General features: G+C 43.3%; 10 protein-coding genes. All 10 read right to left on the bottom strand.

Annotation, left to right across the window (positions count from 1 at the left end; all coding sequences use genetic code 11):
• Nucleotides 1-172: 172 nt before the first annotated feature.
• The 10 genes from K6969_RS00280 to K6969_RS00235 all read right to left on the bottom strand — a co-directional run bounded on the left by K6969_RS00280 (nt 173) and on the right by K6969_RS00235 (nt 17,590).
• Nucleotides 173-6,373, bottom strand: coding sequence for a ZmpA/ZmpB/ZmpC family metallo-endopeptidase (locus K6969_RS00280; protein WP_171942922.1), 6,201 nt, complete (start codon nt 6,371-6,373; stop codon nt 173-175).
• A 778-nt stretch (nt 6,374-7,151) separates the two neighbouring features.
• On the bottom strand, nt 7,152-7,904 hold the full coding sequence (locus tag K6969_RS00275; RefSeq protein ID WP_194283873.1) for an ABC transporter permease: 753 nt from the start codon (nt 7,902-7,904) through the stop codon (nt 7,152-7,154).
• Between the two features lie 35 nt (nt 7,905-7,939).
• Entirely contained in the window at nt 7,940-8,716 is a 777-nt protein-coding gene (locus K6969_RS00270; RefSeq protein WP_105146372.1) for an ABC-2 family transporter protein, read from the bottom strand.
• Nucleotides 8,713-8,841 carry a hypothetical protein gene (locus tag K6969_RS00265; RefSeq protein ID WP_257060737.1) on the bottom strand — a complete coding sequence of 43 codons (129 nt, stop codon included), beginning with the start codon at nt 8,839-8,841 and terminating at the stop codon, nt 8,713-8,715. The genes K6969_RS00270 and K6969_RS00265 overlap by 4 nt, the downstream gene beginning before the upstream one ends.
• 212 nt (nt 8,842-9,053) lie before the next feature.
• Entirely contained in the window at nt 9,054-10,601 is a 1,548-nt protein-coding gene (gene purH / locus K6969_RS00260; RefSeq protein ID WP_029174290.1) for a bifunctional phosphoribosylaminoimidazolecarboxamide formyltransferase/IMP cyclohydrolase, read from the bottom strand.
• A gap of 24 nt (nt 10,602-10,625) precedes the next feature.
• On the bottom strand, nt 10,626-10,784 hold the full coding sequence (locus tag K6969_RS00255; protein ID WP_099776336.1) for a phosphoribosylaminoimidazolecarboxamide formyltransferase: 159 nt from the start codon (nt 10,782-10,784) through the stop codon (nt 10,626-10,628).
• Nucleotides 10,781-11,338 carry a phosphoribosylglycinamide formyltransferase gene (purN, locus tag K6969_RS00250; RefSeq protein ID WP_171942921.1) on the bottom strand — a complete coding sequence of 186 codons (558 nt, stop codon included), beginning with the start codon at nt 11,336-11,338 and terminating at the stop codon, nt 10,781-10,783. Before purN ends, K6969_RS00255 begins: the two co-directional genes overlap by 4 nt.
• Nucleotides 11,335-12,357, bottom strand: coding sequence for a phosphoribosylformylglycinamidine cyclo-ligase (purM, locus tag K6969_RS00245; protein WP_171942920.1), 1,023 nt, complete (start codon nt 12,355-12,357; stop codon nt 11,335-11,337). Before purM ends, purN begins: the two co-directional genes overlap by 4 nt.
• A gap of 56 nt (nt 12,358-12,413) precedes the next feature.
• The gene (gene purF, locus K6969_RS00240) at nt 12,414-13,868 is read right to left on the bottom strand and encodes an amidophosphoribosyltransferase (protein WP_024394843.1); all 1,455 of its coding nucleotides are present in this window, start codon (nt 13,866-13,868) and stop codon (nt 12,414-12,416) included.
• A 2-nt stretch (nt 13,869-13,870) separates the two neighbouring features.
• Nucleotides 13,871-17,590 (bottom strand): phosphoribosylformylglycinamidine synthase, encoded by a 3,720-nt coding sequence (locus K6969_RS00235; RefSeq protein ID WP_029174287.1) that lies wholly within the window; start codon nt 17,588-17,590, stop codon nt 13,871-13,873.
• Nucleotides 17,591-17,593: the final 3 nt, after the last annotated feature.

Genomic DNA, 17,593 nt, shown 5'->3' with positions numbered 1-17,593 from the left:
TCAGTCGTCGAAGTAATAAAAGAAAAACTAAATGACGATATATCCACTTGACAGCATGCTGTTATCTAGAGTCTTGGTTTGCAAGTAACGACTTACAGATAACTTTACAGAGTCCTAGAACGATAGGGGCGGAACCATTTACCATATAACCAGTTCGCTCCTTCTTCTCATACTATTTAAAAATAGAAGTTCTGAAATCATCCGTATTTCTCAAAAGAGCATTATAAATCCGTTGTTTGAGGACATTGACCCAACTTGACTCATTGTGAGCAAGTACGATATCAATGCTCTTCATATCTTGAGCCACAGCTTCATCCATAAGCTTTTCTAAATCTGCAAAGGAGCTAATCGTAACTTGTTTTGTTGAGTTTGGCTTATCCAATTCGTAGGTCATTGTGAAGTCAACCAACTTGTCAAGTTGATTAATACGATTTTGGTACATAGCTTTCTTAAATGTTGCCCAATCAGCATACTCATCTTTAAAAATGTGCTTGAAGACTCTGTTGTCAGTGATGAGACCAACATTTCGTCTAAACCAACCATCATACACAAGTTCCCCAGCCGCTTCCGCTTCTTTACCAAGTTGATTAGATACATAAGGAATGAATCCTTCTACGTAGCCTTTTTCTGCCATCAATTCATAGGCCATACGACGGAACATGAAATCTCCTGGAGAACCATTTGGATTAGATAAAGCGGAATAAACTGGAGAAAAGAGACTAACAGTATAATAACCATTACGAGTTAAGCCAGTATGCGTGTCCCAATATTCGCGACGGTTGATAATGCTGTTGTCAACCAAATCATTGGTGGTATTCAGTTTTGCAGCTTCCTCAATTGTCAGCTGACGGATTGTATTTCCTGCATGCGTGTTCTTTTCCTTATCCTTGATATAGTAATTATCAATGACCCTATACCATTTTTGCTTAACAGTTTCATTTTGTTTCAAAACAGACTTAGCTTCTAAGTAGTCTAGCAAGTAAATAACATCAAACATGTTATGAACATAGGTATTCAAATCTTCAACACTACGGTAACGTTCCGTAGGATCGGCCGCATGATAACGAGTCATAGAATCCTCATTTCCAGTAAATAGAGTATTAATCCCTAGCGAACGTGCCTGATTACCGTTTGGAGCTTGCAATAGACCAAGAGCAAATAATTCTGCCCCTAAACCTTGACGACGACCTTTTCCTTCGAAATAAATTCCTCCATCAGAGTTATGAACCATTTCATGAGTGAAGACAGAAGTACCATACTGGTCTAGCATTCTATCAACAACAAAATGCGTCAATGAGCCTGTTGCATACGCACCTGATCCATTCGCTACATACCATTTACCTACTGGACCAAAGAAGTTAGCAATAGAAGAACGCTCCGTATTTTGAAGACTCTTCCAAGTAGCCTTACTTGCTGAGTCACGGAAATTAAAGCCATCATAGTTCAAAACAGACCGGAAGAGCTTCTCACGTGATTCTTCCGATAAAATACTATACCAGAAGTCAAAATGATTCCGTTGCCGAGTTGCTGCTCTATCAACCATCTGATGCATATAATCTTCGAACTTCATACCATTAGACGCACCATCATACAGATAACGATCATAAGCTCCGAATGATAGAGTTGACATGGTAGAAATGATATACATGCTTTCATCTGGTAGAGTGAGAAGAGGAAGGAGCATGTTTTGATGAGCCCAGTTTGACTTCGTAATACGGTCATACACACCCAAGGCATAGCGACTATTCGGTGTTGCTTGTGCTTGCTTCTTAGCAGCTTCTTCAACATTCGAAGCCATTTCCACAATATAGGCCTTACTTGTATCTTTCAACCATTCATTATTTGTTTTGTCTGGTAAAAATAATTGTCGATAACTTGTAAGATAATCAAATAGAGTAGCTTTTCCTTTTGCCAACTGTAAAGAGTTAGCATAGGTCTGAACGTTATTCTTTGGACGAAGATTATCATAACCTGAATTACCCAAAGCAATAATAACATCTAGTGTAGAGGTTGCCTGATTACCAAAGAAGTCTTGTTTAAATATAGTCAAATCTCGAGTATTTAAATCGCCGAAATCAATATTATACCAACGTTTCAGATATGCAAGACCCAGCACCAATGCTTCTTTATTTTGAGAAATCTTCTGAACTAGATAATTCTCAACCGATGCACCTAGGCTATTGATAGCTTTATCAGAAGCCAACACTTTCCGTAAATCTTCCGCGAGATGATCACGTACACTATTGAAACTATCTTCCAAATACAGTGCCCACAATGGTTTTTGTTCAGTAGTTGATGGAACTCCCAAATCCGATGCCCAGTTCTTCAACTCATTTTCTGTTGGCGGTGTCGTAGGCTCTACAATTCCCAACACCGCTTTTACTTTATCAGAGTTAAATACCAGACTCGAAATATCATTTGTAAGGCGATGTACCATTCCATCGTAGTTTGATAAGAATGTTTCTGGAGTATAGAGTAAATCCGTTCCTACAATTGTGTAATCAGATACATGGTTATTTACAAAATCTTCCTTGAAAGCAACATCCAAATAAGCAACCGTATTGTCAGCATAATGAAGCATAATACGATTGATAGCCTGTTTTTGACTATTTGGATCTGTTACAATTTGATTGCCAACCATTGGAACAACATCTAATAATCTCGTTTGAGCTAATTTATCTGTCAAGGCCATCTTGTTAGCTAAGTAAACAATATATTCTTTATTATAGAATGGTAACAGTTTTTCCATGTTAGCATAGGCTATAGCACGTTCAGGAGTTGCTTTATCTAGCAAGCTATAATCCACACTATACAAATTCTTAGCTTGGTTGTTCAGACTATCTGCTACCGTAGCAGTAATTCCCATGGCTGCAATTTTACTTGTCGCTTCAGTTTCAGAAATTTGAGTACTCCACTTATCTGCAACTCCGCTAGCCGAACCAGTAACAAATGTATTGGTAATAGGGGCCGAACCATAGGCGGTATCTCCATGAACTCGCTTACCATTGGTTACCTGTACGCTGCTGACAACATTATTTACAACTCCAGAACTCCAGGTTGAACCAACTACTCCGCCGACCTGACCAGCTGTTGTCAAATTGACAAGTGTTCCCTTGGCTACTCCGTCTTGTAAACGAGCACTATTTTGGACATGTCCTACTAAAGCTCCTGCTCGGTAGTTATTATTTTGAGCAGAAAGCGTTATCGCCACATCAGATTGCACCTGACTAATCGTAGTCTGATTATCGTGTGCCCAACCTACGATTCCACCAATATTAGAACCACCTGAATTGGTTCCTATTGCTACAAGCTGACCTTTAAAGGAACTATTCGTAATCTTAGTTGCACCATTTGCGAGATAGACAAGCCCTCCGATACTTGTAGGAGCTGAAAGACTACCTTCTACTGAAACGTTCGTTATCTGACTTCCAGTTGCTGTTTTAGCAAGTGCACCGACTTTTTCTGTCTTAGAAATAATCGCAACGTCAATCAAGTCTACATTCTCAATAGTTGCATTATTGATGACATTAAATAGTGGCTGAATAAGGTTATAGATAGCGTACGATTTGCCATTATGAGTACCATTCAAACGACCTGTAAAGGTAGATGTGACATAAGAGAGTGCATCTGTAGCTAAGTCAACTTCGTCAGCAGTCATATCTGCACCAAGTGTGTAGGTTCCTGCTGGGTTGGCTTCTATTGCTGTTAACAATTCTTTGAAAGAAGTGTATACACCGTTCTGGCTTTCTACTCGCTGGTCCACATAAAAACTATAATTTTTATCGTATTGTTTTCCTGTATCCTGAACCAGTTCATCAGTTTCAACAGTCAATTTATACTTGGTTTGACCATCTATCTCTACTTCTTCAATTTTAGAGATTGGAAGAAGTAATTCTTTGAAACGATCTGATTTGATTTTTACAAAGTAGTTGTCCAAATTGACCGATTCGCTAGTTAATGACAATTGACGGCGATAATGACCATTGTCAAGACCATATAACTCCACTTGGTCGATATCCTTAATTTCAATCTTCTTATAATCCAAGCGGAAATCTTGTGTACTTTCTTGCAGTTTTGTCTCTGGTCCCTTGCCTACGTTATAGGTAACAATTGTTTTTAGACTATAGTCTGTATAGTAATCCAAACCTGTCAATGCGAGAGGTGCAGTCACATCTGTAATTGGAATTTCTCTTACAAGCTGGTCTCCCTGATAGAGCTGAGCAACCGCTGAAATGTAAGATTGAGTTCTATCTGATAATTCAAAACTAGCCTCTGCCGATTTTGCATTTTCATCTTCTGCAATAGAAGTGATTGTAATTGTTGGTATTTCTTTTACCTTAGTACCGACTTGGATAATCTTTGGTCTTGGATCCGTAGTAATTTCATTCGAAATTTCTTTAGTCTCAACAACCTTACCATCAATAATATAGCTACGTGTGACAATGGTACGTACGCCCTCAACTCCTTCTTGGCTGACAACTGTCTCACCGGCTAGGAGTTCGCTGTTCGGAACCTCTTGAGTTTCATAGGCGACGGGCTCGATACGGGTCGTGTCACGTTCTACAATATCTAGGCTTGGCAGTTCGAGACTTGGGGCATCCTTCGGAACTTCCTCTACGACCTTAGTACCGACTTGGACAATCTTTGGTCTTGGATCTGTAGTAATTTCATTCGAAATTTCCTCGGTCTTAACAACCTGACCATCGACAGTATAGCTGCGTGTGACAATGGTACGCTCGCCGTCAACGCCTTCTTGGCTGACAACCATCTCACCGGCTAGGAGTTCGCTATTCGGAACTTCTTGGGTTTCATAGGCGACGGGCTCGGTACGGGTCGTATCACGTTCTACAATATCTAGGCTTGGCAATTCAAGACTTGGGGCATCCTTTGGAACTTCCTCTACGACCTTAGTACCGACTTGAACGATTCTTGGAGTAGCTGGGGTCGTTATCGTGTTCGAAATTTCCTCGGTCTTAACAACCTGACCATCAACAGTATAGCTACGGGTGACAATGGTACGCTCGCCGTCAACGCCTTCTTGGCTAACAACCATCTCACCGGCTAAGAGTTCGCTATTCGGAACTTCTTGGGTTTCATAGGCGACGGGTTCAGTACGAATCGTGTCACGTTCTACAATATCTAGGCTTGGCAGTTCATGGCTTGGGGCATCCTTTGGAACTTCCTCTACGACCTTAGTACCGACTTGAACGATTCTTGGAGTAGCTGGGGTCGTTATCGTATTCGAAATTTCCTCGGTCTTAACAACCTGACCATCAATAATATAGCTGCGTGTGACAATGGTACGCTCGCCGTCAACGCCTTCTTGGCTGACAACCATCTCACCGGCTAGGAGTTCGCTATTCGGAACTTCTTGGGTTTCATAAGCGACGGGTTCAGTATAGCTTGTATCACTTTCCACAATATCTAGGCTTGGCAGTTCATGACTTGGAGCATCCTTTGCGACTTCCTCTACGACCTTGGTACCGACTTGAACGATTCTTGGAGTAGCTGGGGTCGTTATCGTGTTCGAAATCTCCTCGGTCTTAACAACCTGACCATCGACAGTATAGCGACGGGTGACAATGGTGCGTACGCCGTCAACTCCTTCTTGGCTGACAACTGTCTCACCGGCTAGGAGTTCGCTATTCGGAACCTCTTGGATCTCATAAGCGACGGGTTCAGTTTGAACACTATCTACATGCTCAACTGCCAAACTTGGTTTATCCGGATTGACAGCATTGTCTGTACCCAGTAACTCAGAGTTAGGATGAATAGGTTTTGCTATTTCATCACTCTTACCTTCCTTTATGTAACCAATATATCTATAGCCCTCAATAGCCATCGGTTCTGGCAATTGTTCACCTACGCTGATAGATAATTCCTGATTAAATCGAGCCAAGGTTTGATTGGTTAAAGAAAAGGCAGGAGGTGCTAATAACAATGAGCCTGTCGCCCCTAAAATGAACAATCCCGCAAACTCTTTTTTCCCCTTACGACCTTTACGGATAGCCAAAATCAGCAACCCTGCTCCAACAAGTGCTCCTGTTACTTGCCCCAACCATGTATCACCTGTAGCAGGCAAAATGCCCTCTGATACTGACTGCTTTGGCTTATAAATCAAGTAATAGGCATTGTCACTTTCTTCTACTAATTTCGGTAATTCATTTACGATTAATTGCTTTTCTGACGCTGTTAATTCATCTTCGGCAATATAGCGATAATGCACTGTTTTGGCACTATCTTCAGCAAATACCTGTCTTTCTGAAGAAAATGAAAACAGCATGAAAAGACTAGCAATGGTAGCAGATACTAGTCCAAACGATGTTTTTCTCAAAGAAAAGCGATGAACGGTCTGTCCAGAATTTTGTTTCATATAATACTTCCTTAATATTTTATAGAAAAATCAAAAGCAAACATTTTCGGCCTCACGTGCATTTAGAAAAAAGAAAAGAATTGCGTGCAAGCTATCCCAAATTTCCTCTGCGAAAGATAGTCTGATTTTGATTAAGTGGTCAGTTTGTTTCAGTAGCCCACCTTGAACGAAAGATGGTTGGCAGTTGAGCTAGCACTTGGTTAAACCATTAAAGTAAAACTGAAGGACTATAATACGCATATTAAAAAATCTCTCTAATCCAATATTAAAAGATTACAGAGTTCCAATTTACCTTTATACCATCAGTTCCTATTTCAAGACCAGGTGTAGCTCCCAGTACCTATTCTCAAAATCTATGCCAAATCTCAGTATAGCGATTGTATCGCAATAATACCAACTACTGACTGACAATTCACACACCTTTTTGTTAGATGGTACATTCCCCCTTCCCCAGTTTCAAAAATCTTGTTGATCTCGCTACACATGGGATATGATATAGAATCCTCTTGCAAGCACAGCAAAAATAAACAAAACCTATCTCACTGGCTAGAGTCGCAATTAGCTAACTGTTCCTAGTCTTTTAGCTTGATAGCTGGTAAACTGAAAACCTGCTGGAAATCTTCATGCGTCAAAGCAATAAAAGACCGACTGAATAGCTATCTGTAGACTTCTGGTTTCACGCACCATTATACTAGAATCTGAGGAATGTTGCAACACAGATAGTCATAAATCATTATGTTATTCTTATTTTCTCCGATTCCAAAATAAATCCCTAAATTTACTGCCTATAACTATGATAACGACTAATACTAAATTTCCAAACAATCTTATAAACAAGTAAAAAGATGATATAGCTAGCAGAAATAGTCCCTAAATCTGCTAAGAGAGGTAACGATTTTGTTATTGACATCAGTGGGAAATATCCAATAAATGCATATGGAATGAACCATAATAATTTTGATAACCAACCAGGATAAATACTATTTGGATAGCGAGTTGTTTCATCCAGTCTCCAAACAATAAAGTTAATGGAATACACATCTTTGATAAAAAATGTTAATGAGTTAACGAAGAGGTGGATTGCTACGTAACATAAAATACTACCTATTAGTAAAAGGATGATTTTCAGTATAAGCCAAGCAGATAACGTTTCAAATTCTGTAAGCAGTGCCATCCAAAATATTATCAGACCAATACAAAACTCGCCAATACTTTCAAAATCTATCTTTGAAAAAATGATGAGTAATAGGGTGTTTACTGGCCTAAGTAATAAGACATCAAATGTTCCTTCTCTGACATAATCTCCAATAAATAAGGTGTTGATGAAAATCAAATTCCAGCCAGATCTGGCCATTGTTACAAATCCAAACAAGAGTACTAACTCATTTGTAGACCATCCAGGAAAATTTGATAGATTATCTAAAAATACTTTTAAAACATAGATTGAGATAACAGTGTTCACGCTATAGCCTATTATTCCAATGACAGCATCTTCTCTATATTGGATATACCTCTTCCATTGAAGTTTCATAAAATGAATATACAAGTAAAAATATCTTGTCATCACTAACCTCCATAATAGTTCATCACTTTAAATAGCTTCTTCTGATACATAGAAATAAATAAAGCCAGAAGGAGAACCCAAAACATCTGTAAGCACAATTGTTGTAAAACATATTGGGCTGGTAATAAAGCCGATAAAATAGATGAAGGGACTGATAACATAGCATAGAAAGGAGTTAAAACAATAAGTTTTTGCAACATTTCTGGAAAAAAGCTAATAGGTAATACTGATCCACCAAAAAGCATCAACAAGGCATCGTAAAATTCTAAAACACCTAAAATCTGATTAAAACGGATAGATAAAAGCCCTAAGAGATAGCCAAATAAAAACGAAATCAATAGACCTAATAGAGCCGACATGATAAATGATAGCACCATTTCAGGAACAAGAGATATTCCTGTAACGAATGAATAAAAGACAAGAGCAAACGTCAAGGGAGTGACTACAAAAATCAAATCATAAACAAATGAACCTACTTGTCTAAAAAAATGCATCCCCATAAAACTATGGGGTCTTAAAAAATAGACTGCCGCATCACCTTTTTGAATCATCTCTGAAATAATGGAGGCGGTACGATAATCTGGAAAAAGAATGAACATCATCCTAGAAATTACTGCATATAGAACGAGTTGAAATGATGTGTTTTCAGTGACTACACTGGTCCAAACCGAAATCTGAATGGCTACAACCAAAAAGGCACCAAGAATTGTCAAAATAGTACTCACCCTATATGATTTTCGTCTCCTAAATTCTGCTATTGTATAAGCTAATACATTCACCTTGATGTCTCCTTATCCAATAATAATATATCCGCTAAACTGGCATCTGTAATATGATAATCTCTGATTTTTTGGTCTTTGACAAACTCTTGAAGTAAATCTAATTTCTCTTCTTCAATCAACATTTCAGTCATTGAAGCGAGGCTGGGTAAAAACTAGCCAATAACTAAAAAATACACAGACAAATTGAGCTACTTCAGATGAAATTCAGCCGAACTGTCTGTGTTTTTCTTTCTGTTTATACTCTCTTGGACTAATTTCTTAGCCAATTTCGTAAGATTCATGCTCATTAGAAGGAATCCTATCTCAGTTTTTCCCAGTCTCTAGATATAGGCTCTCAATGTCTGAAATGTCTTACTCCTGTAAAGACCATGGTCAAGCCGTATTTGTTGGCCATGTCAATGGAGTCTTGGTCACGAACAGAGCCTCCTGGTTGGATAATGGCCTTGATTCCTGCAGCAGCAATTTCTTCCACGTTATCAGCAAATGGGAAGAAGGCATCCGACGCCAAAACGGCTCCCTCTAAACGATCCTTGGCTTGTTCGATAGCGATACGGACGGACGCTACACGGTTGGTTTGCCCCGGTCCCACGCCCAAGGTCATCTTGTCATTGGTGATGATGATGCCGTTGGACTTGACATACTTGGAGGACTTCCAAGCGAACTCCATGGCCGCCCACTCTTGTTCGGACGGTTGACGCTCGGTCACCACCTGCCAGTCCGCTGGGCTTTCCACCACCACGTCCTGATCCTGCACCAAGAGCCCGCCGACAACGCCTGTGAACTCTTTTTCAACTTCGCTGGCATCCTGTGCATCAAAAGCCAACTCCAAAATCCGAAGATTTTTCTTTTTATTGGTCAAAATAGCTAGCGCTTCTGCCGAGTAACTCGGTGCGATGATGATTTCTAAGAAAATCGGGTGCATCTTTTCAGCCGTCGCAGCATCCACTTCTCTGTTCAGCACGACGATGCCCCCGAAAATCGACACCGGGTCAGCTTCATAAGCATAATCCCAAGCCTGCTCAATAGTCTCTGCCTGTCCGATACCGCAAGGGTTCATGTGTTTGAGAGCCACAACAGTTGGACGATCCTTGAAATCACGGATAATACGGATAGCAGCATCCGCATCACGAATGTTGTTGAAGGACAATTCCTTTCCATTTAACTGTTTGGCAGACGCAATCGAATAATCTGTCGGAAGGGCATTTTGGTAGAAATCCGCATTTTGCTGAGGATTTTCTCCGTAACGCATGGGCTGATTGAGGTCGTAGGTAAGGGTGAGTTTTTCAGGCTTGTCTTCGCCGACTTGCTTGGTGAAGTAGTCTGCAATAAGAGCATCGTAAGCTGCGGTATGACGGAATACCTTGGCAGCCAATCGCTGACGCGTTGGGTAGGTCGTCTGACCCTGCTCTGCAATTTCCCCTAAAACCGTAGGATAATCTGCCGGATCCACCACAACGGTCACGCTGGCGTGGTTTTTGGCTGCCGAACGAAGCATAGAGGGACCACCGATGTCAATATTCTCCACCGCCAAGTCGTAGGTCACATCTGGACGCAAGATGGTCTCTTTAAAGGGATAAAGGTTGACCACCACCAAGTCAATCAGGCCAATTTCGTGGTCCTTGGCTGCTTGCAGGTGACTGTCCAAATCCCGACGAGCCAGCAAGCCCCCGTGGATTTTTGGGTGAAGTGTCTTGACGCGACCGTCCATCATCTCAGGAAAACCGGTCACATCGTCAATGGCGATGGTAGTTACACCAGCCTGATCCAAGGCAACCTTGGTACCACCGGTCGAGATAATTTCCCAACCAAACTTGGTCAATTCTTGGGCAAGTTCTACGATGCCATTCTTATCTGATACGCTAATCAGTGCGCGTTTTGTCATATTTTCTCCTTTTCCTTACCAGAACTACTTGATTTGGGTCATGAGGAATCCTGATAAAATCAAGGATAGACCATAAGCCAGAATCAAACGGGCTGGATTTTCTAAGTTTACAAAAATAAGGCTATTAAACAGCAGAGCTGCCAAAACAAATACCAAAATAAATGAGATGACTTTCTTTATCATAACACTCTTCTTTTCGCCCCCAACTCCTCCAAAACCGCTGGATAGAGTTGGTACTCGGCTTCATGTATTCTTGCTTCAAAGGTTTCCAAGGTGTCATCGGCTAGTCTAGGCACTCGAACTTGCTGAATAATTTGTCCTGTGTCAATACCACTATCCACCCAATGGACTGTCACGCCACTTTCCGACACGCCAGCCTGCCAAGCGTCTTCAATCCCATGAGCACCTGGAAATTCCGGCAAGTAGGCTGGGTGGATATTAATGATACGACCTTCGTACTGAGCCAGCAGAGTTGGTCCCACAATCTTCATATAGCCTGCCAATACCACCAAATCAATCTGGTGCTGGTCTAAGAGTTGGATGAGTGCTTCTTCGTAGGCCTGCTTATCTGAAAACTCTTTGAGTTCAAAAGTAAAGGTTGGTACACCTAGTTTTTCAGCTCGTTCCAAGACATAGGCGTTTCTGCAGTCTGAAAAGACAAAAACCACTTCAAACTGTTCTGCGATGACTTGGAAATTGGAGCCGTTGCCTGATGCAAACACTGCTATTCGTTTCATTTGATGACCACACTCTTATCTTCCTTGGCGATGATGCGACCAATGGTGTAAACTTCCTCGTCAACTAGTTGACAGACACTGTCAACCTTGCCTGGACTGACTGCCAGGACCAATCCGATTCCCATATTGAAGATTTCAAACATTTCTTCATGTTTGATCTTTCCGTATTTTTCAAGGGCTGTAAAGATTGGAAGGACTGGAATCTTGTCTTCTTCAATTTCAGCTGCTAGGTTGTCAGCAAACATACGGGGAATATTTTCAATGAAGCCACCGCCTGTGATATGAGCAATCCCGTTGACTAGCCCTGCTTTTACCAGAGGCAACACCTGCTGGACATAGATACTGGTCGGCTCTAATAGGACATCCTTTAGAGCTCTGCCATTGAGCTCTGGCAACAGAGCGTCGCCAGAAACATCTGCAAAAACACGACGGACTAGGGAATAGCCGTTGGAGTGGATACCGCTTGAGGCCAAGCCAAGAAGAATGTCGCCTTCCTGGACCTTACTGCCGTCAATAATCTGAGACTTCTCCGCAATACCGACGGCAAAGCCAGCCAGGTCATAGTCATCCTCGCCGTACATACCAGGCATTTCAGCTGTTTCACCGCCAATCAATCCGCAACCAGCTTGGACACAGCCTTCAGCCACACCTGCTACTACCTGCTCTAGCTTGGCTGGCTCATTTTTTCCAGTCGCAATGTAGTCGAGGAAGTAAAGCGGCTCTGCACCTGCTGCGATGATATCGTTGACACACATGGCCACGCAGTCCTGACCAATGGTGTCGTGCTTGTCGTACTGAATCGCCAACATAAGCTTGGTGCCGACGCCGTCTGTCCCCGATACCAAAACTGGCTCTTTGACATCCAGTTTAGTCAGGTCAAACATACCGCCAAAACCACCGAGAGCTCCCATCACGCCCAAACGTTCTGTCCGATCTACATGCTTCTTGATACGTTCGACAACTTCATATCCTGCTTCGACGTCAACGCCCGATTGGGCGTAGGCATTTTTATTTGTCATTTTGATTCCTTTCAATAGTTTACAGGTCTGTCAAGTAGCGTTGACACCTCTGTCATTTACTTGACATTTTCAATATAGAAACTCGTTTTCTCTTCTAGGCTACGGAGGTACTCTTCCTCGTAGTCGTAAAGAGGGGTTGGAAATTCGCCGTCAAAGTAGGCTACACAGAGCCCGCCTTTTGGCGCATCGGTTTCGATGCCGATGGCTTCAATCATCCCCTCAAGAGAAAGGTAGGTCAGACTGTCTGCCCCGATGATCTCACAGACTTCTTCAACCGTATGATTGGCTGAAATCAGCTCCCGACGGGTCTGAATATCAATTCCATAGAAACACGGGTACTTGAGTTCTGGGCTGCCGATAGCCACATGGACTTCTTTTGCCCCTGCATCACGAAGAAGCTGGACAATGCGGCGGCTAGTTGTACCGCGAACAATAGAGTCGTCAATCATGACCACGCGCTTACCTTTGACAACACTTGAAACGGCTGACAACTTCATGCGCACACCCTGCTCCCGCAATTCCTGGGTTGGTTGAATAAAGGTCCGCTGGGTATATTGGTTTTTAATCAGCCCCATTTCATTTGGCAAACCAGATTCCTCTGCAAATCCCATAGCCGCAGATAGGGAGGAGTTTGGCACACCAACCACGATATCCGCTTCATGTTGAAATTCCTGGGCCAAACGACGACCCATATTTTTACGAGCCGTGTGGACATTGACACCATGAATAACCGAGTCCGGTCGGGCAAAATAGACATACTCCATAGAGCAAACAGCCAGTTGCGTATCTCTTGTATAGCTATCATATTGAATTCCTGAATCATCAATGACGACAATTTCACCAGGCTCCACATCTCGCACCCAGTCAGCCCCCACTACTTCAAAAGCACAAGTTTCGCTGGCAACTACCCAGGCACCATTTTTCATTTTGCCTATTGAAAGTGGACGGAAACCATTAGGATCCAAGGCCGCAACCAATTTGTCTTCCAACATAATCAGGTAAGCAAAGCCCCCTTTAACAGTATTGAGGGCTTCCTTGATTTTTCCCATAAAGTCTGGATTGTGACTGCGGCGAATCAAGTGCATGAGAATTTCAGTGTCAGAAGAAGAAGAGAAAATGGAACCATTTTTTTCAAGTTCAGCCTTCAAACTGACCGCGTTGGTTAAATTCCCATTATGTGCCAAACCCACCTGCATATCAGCAAAGTCAAAAAGGAAGGGCTGGATATTATTGATAGAAGCAGAGCCAGAAGTTGCATAGCGGACATGACCAATAGCAGCCGTTCCTGTCAAGGCTTCTAAATCTGCTGGATTTTTGAAGACTTCTGCAATCAGGCCTGTGCCGCGATGGCGACGTAAATGCCCACCATCGTTTGCTAAAATCCCTGCCCCTTCTTGTCCACGGTGCTGCAAGCTATGCAGACCAAAATAGGTCACCTGAGCAGCCTGCGGATGTCCCCAAATACCGAAAACTCCGCATTCTTCATTGAGTGATTTAACTTCGTATGTCATATTTATTTTCCTGTAAAATAGCGAACCGCTGAAACAAAAAGTCCTTGGTCTTTCTTACCTGGAATGTTTTGGAAAAGACCGTCCTCGTAACGCTCCGAATGCCCCATTTTCCCGATAATCTGACCGTTGCGACTGGTAATACCCTCAATGGCATGGCTGGATCCATTTGGATTGTACTTAGAATCCATGCTTGGCTGACCTGTAAAGTCAACGTATTGGCTGAAAATCTGACCATTATCCCGCAAGATAGCAAATTCCTCGTCTGTCACCACAAACTTCCCTTCCCCGTGAGAAACTGGAATAGCGTGAATATCACCGACCTGAACGCCTGCCAACCACGGTGAGTTGACATTGGCAATCCGCGCTTCCACCATTTTGGCAACGTGATGGTTGGCATCGTTGTAGAAGAGGGTCGGACTGGTTTCACCCGCCTCCTCAAAGTTTCCATACGGCAACAAGCCCGATTTGACAAGGGCCTGGAAACCATTACAGATACCGATGATGAGGCCTCTTTTTTCGATAAATTGTTCAATAGCAGAGCGGACCTTGGCGTTTCGTAAGATAGTCACGATAAACTTAGCAGACCCATCTGGTTCATCCGCAGCCGAGAATCCACCTGCAAAGAAAAGAATATGTGCCTTAGCAATATTGTCAACCATTGTGTCAACTGACTGTTCAATACTTTCCGCATCCAAGGTCACGAATGGCACCAGATTGACTTTTGCACCAGCCTGTTCAAAGGCCTTGGCAGAATCATATTCTGAGTTTGTACCTGGGAAGACTGGAATGTAAACCACAGGTACTTCAACTCTATCCTTGGCTTGAATAACCGATGAACTGGTAATTGCTGGAACATCCTGCAACTCCGTCGCCTGTTCAAACTCTGTTGGGTAAACTTCTTCTAGTTTGCCCTCAAAGGCTGCCTGCAAGTCCTGTCCAGCAAGGTTGACACCATTGACAACTAGTGTAAAGTCTATAGTGGTTTGACCGATTTTCACAGCATCTGGAATGTCTTCTTGCGATGTGAAGACAAAGCCGCCAAGCTGACCTGTTAAGCTGGCTTCAAGGGCTGCAAGCTCAACTCTTGCTCCGACTTGGTTACCAAAGGACATAAGGGCAAGACTTTCTAGAACTCCTCCATACTTGACTGCACTAGCAGCCGTAATCGCATAATCGCTCTGCCATTTTTCAAAAGTCTCAAAATTAGACTTCATCAAGGCAAAATCAATGTCTTCTGACAAGGCTTGACCTGGCAGGTAATAGATATGCTCGCCAGCCGCCTTGAACTCAGGCGAGAGGACCTTACGGCTGTCTGCAGTGGTTACACCAAAAGCAACTAGAGTCGGCGGAACAGTCAAGTCCTCAAAGGTACCAGACATGGAGTCCTTACCACCGATAGACGGCAAACCAAGCTGAATCTGAGCCTCGATAGATCCCAGAAGTGCTGCTACTGGCTGACCAAAACGCTCTGCCTGCTTATCCATTCGCTGGAAATACTCCTGGTAGGAGAAGCGAGCCTTGGACCAGTTAGCCCCTGTTGCCACCAAGCGGGCTGTCGCTTCGATGACTGCATAGGCTGCTCCGTGGTAAGGGGACCAGTCTGCTAGGTAAGGATGATAGCCCTGAGCCATGACAGAAGCCGTCGTCGTCACACCGTGTTGGACAGGTAGTTTCTGCACCGAACTTTCTGTCGGTGTCAATTGGTGACGACCTCCGAGAGGGTGATTGACGGTTGAACGACCAACAGATGAGTCGAAAATGGTCTGCAAGCCTTTCTGACTAGTATGGTTGAGGTCTGATAAAAGTTCTTTCAAGTCTTCTTGTAGCGTTTCAGCAGATGTTGTACGTGTTTCCGGCAAGTTGACAGCACTGTCAACCACCTTGGCGTCCACCACCACACGCACACCGTTGGTATCAAGGAAGGAACGTTCCAAATCAACAATGGTTTGACCATTCCAAGTCATAACAAGGTTTGGTTTTTCAGTGACTTTGGCTACAACAACTGCATGGATATTTTCCTGACGGCAGGCTGCGATAAAGGTGTCTACGTCCTCTGGACGGACAACGACGCTCATTCGCTCTTGTGATTCAGAAATGGCAATTTCCGTTCCATTTAAACCTGCATACTTGAGTGGAACCTTATCCAAATCAATTTCAAGACCATCTGCCAGCTCACCAATGGCAACGCAGACACCGCCTGCACCGAAGTCATTGGATTTTTTAATCAAGCGAGTCACGTCACCATTTCGGAACAAGCGTTGGATTTTGCGTTCTTCAATGGCATTTCCTTTTTGGACTTCCGCACCAGCCGTTTCCACAGACTCGACTGTCTGTACCTTGGACGATCCTGTTGCTCCACCGATACCGTCACGGCCTGTTTTGCCACCCAACAAGATGACCACATCGCCTGCGACTGGTTTTTCACGGACCACATTTTCCTTGGGAGATGCACCGACTACGGCACCTAGTTCCATGCGTTTTGCGACAAAACCTGGGTGGAAATATTCACGCACATAAGTGGTCGCAAGACCGATTTGATTTCCATAAGAAGAATAACCATGTGCCGCTGTTTTTGAAATGATTTGCTGTGGCAATTTCCCTGAACGAGTAGCTGTCAGAGGTTGGGTAATATCGCCCGCACCTGAAATTCGCATGGCCTGATAAACATAGGAACGACCTGACAAAGGATCACGAATAGCTCCACCGATACAGGTTGCGGCACCACCAAAAGGCTCGATTTCTGTTGGGTGATTATGGGTTTCATTCTTGAACATGAGGAGCCACGGCTCTTTCACGCCGTCCACATCCACTTCGATTTCTACCGAGCAGGCATTGATTTCATCTGACACTTCCATGTCATCCAGACGACCATTTGCTCGCTCATAGCGACCAAAAATCGTCGCCATATCCATAAGCGTCTGCGGTTTGTCTGTCCGACCTAACTCTGTTCGCATAGCCAGATACTTGTCATAAGTCGCCTGCAATTGCTTGTGGAATTTTGAAGCTGAAAAGTCAATAGACCTAAGTTCTGTCTCAAATGTCGTATGGCGGCAGTGGTCACTCCAGTAAGTATCCAAGACCTTGAGTTCTGTCTCAGTTGGCACTCGACCAATTGACTTGAAGTAATCCTGAATGAAGAGTAGGTCTTCCACTTCCATAGCCAAGCCAGCCTCACGCTTGTAAGCCGCAAATTCCTCTGCCCCAAAGTTATCAAAAAAGTCCAAGCTTGGAATGACGGTATCTGACACCGAAAACTCCTGAGCCACCAAAGGAGCATCCATATCCTTGAATCGCGAATCCACAGGATTAAGCAAATAATTCTTGATAGCAGCTAACTCTTCTTCCCGCACATCGCCATTCAAGATATAGAGCTGACCTGTATTGACACGCACCTCCTGACGACTACCCAATAAGAGAAGGGCCTCCTGACTGCTTGCAGCCCGCTGGTCAAACTGACCAGGCAAAGCCTCAATAGCAAAATAAACCGCACCTTCCAGACCTAATTCTTCATCCGACAAAACCTTGTCCGTCACCTGCTCGGTAAAGATATGCTTAACGGCCTGCTCCAGCAAGTCCTCCTCCAGATGAAAGACATCATACACCTGCACCAAACGCAAACTTGACAGACTTGTCAACTGCAAATTATGGGTCAACTCCTTGCAAAGAGCCTCCGCCTTGATCTGAAAATCCGCCTTCTTCTCAACAAAAATCCGCTTCGCCATTTT

It is taken from the genome of Streptococcus suis (genome assembly GCF_019856455.1).
GTDB classification, from domain to species: Bacteria; Bacillota; Bacilli; order Lactobacillales; family Streptococcaceae; genus Streptococcus; species Streptococcus suis_AE.
This window is presented reverse-complemented; position numbering and strand designations above follow the sequence as displayed.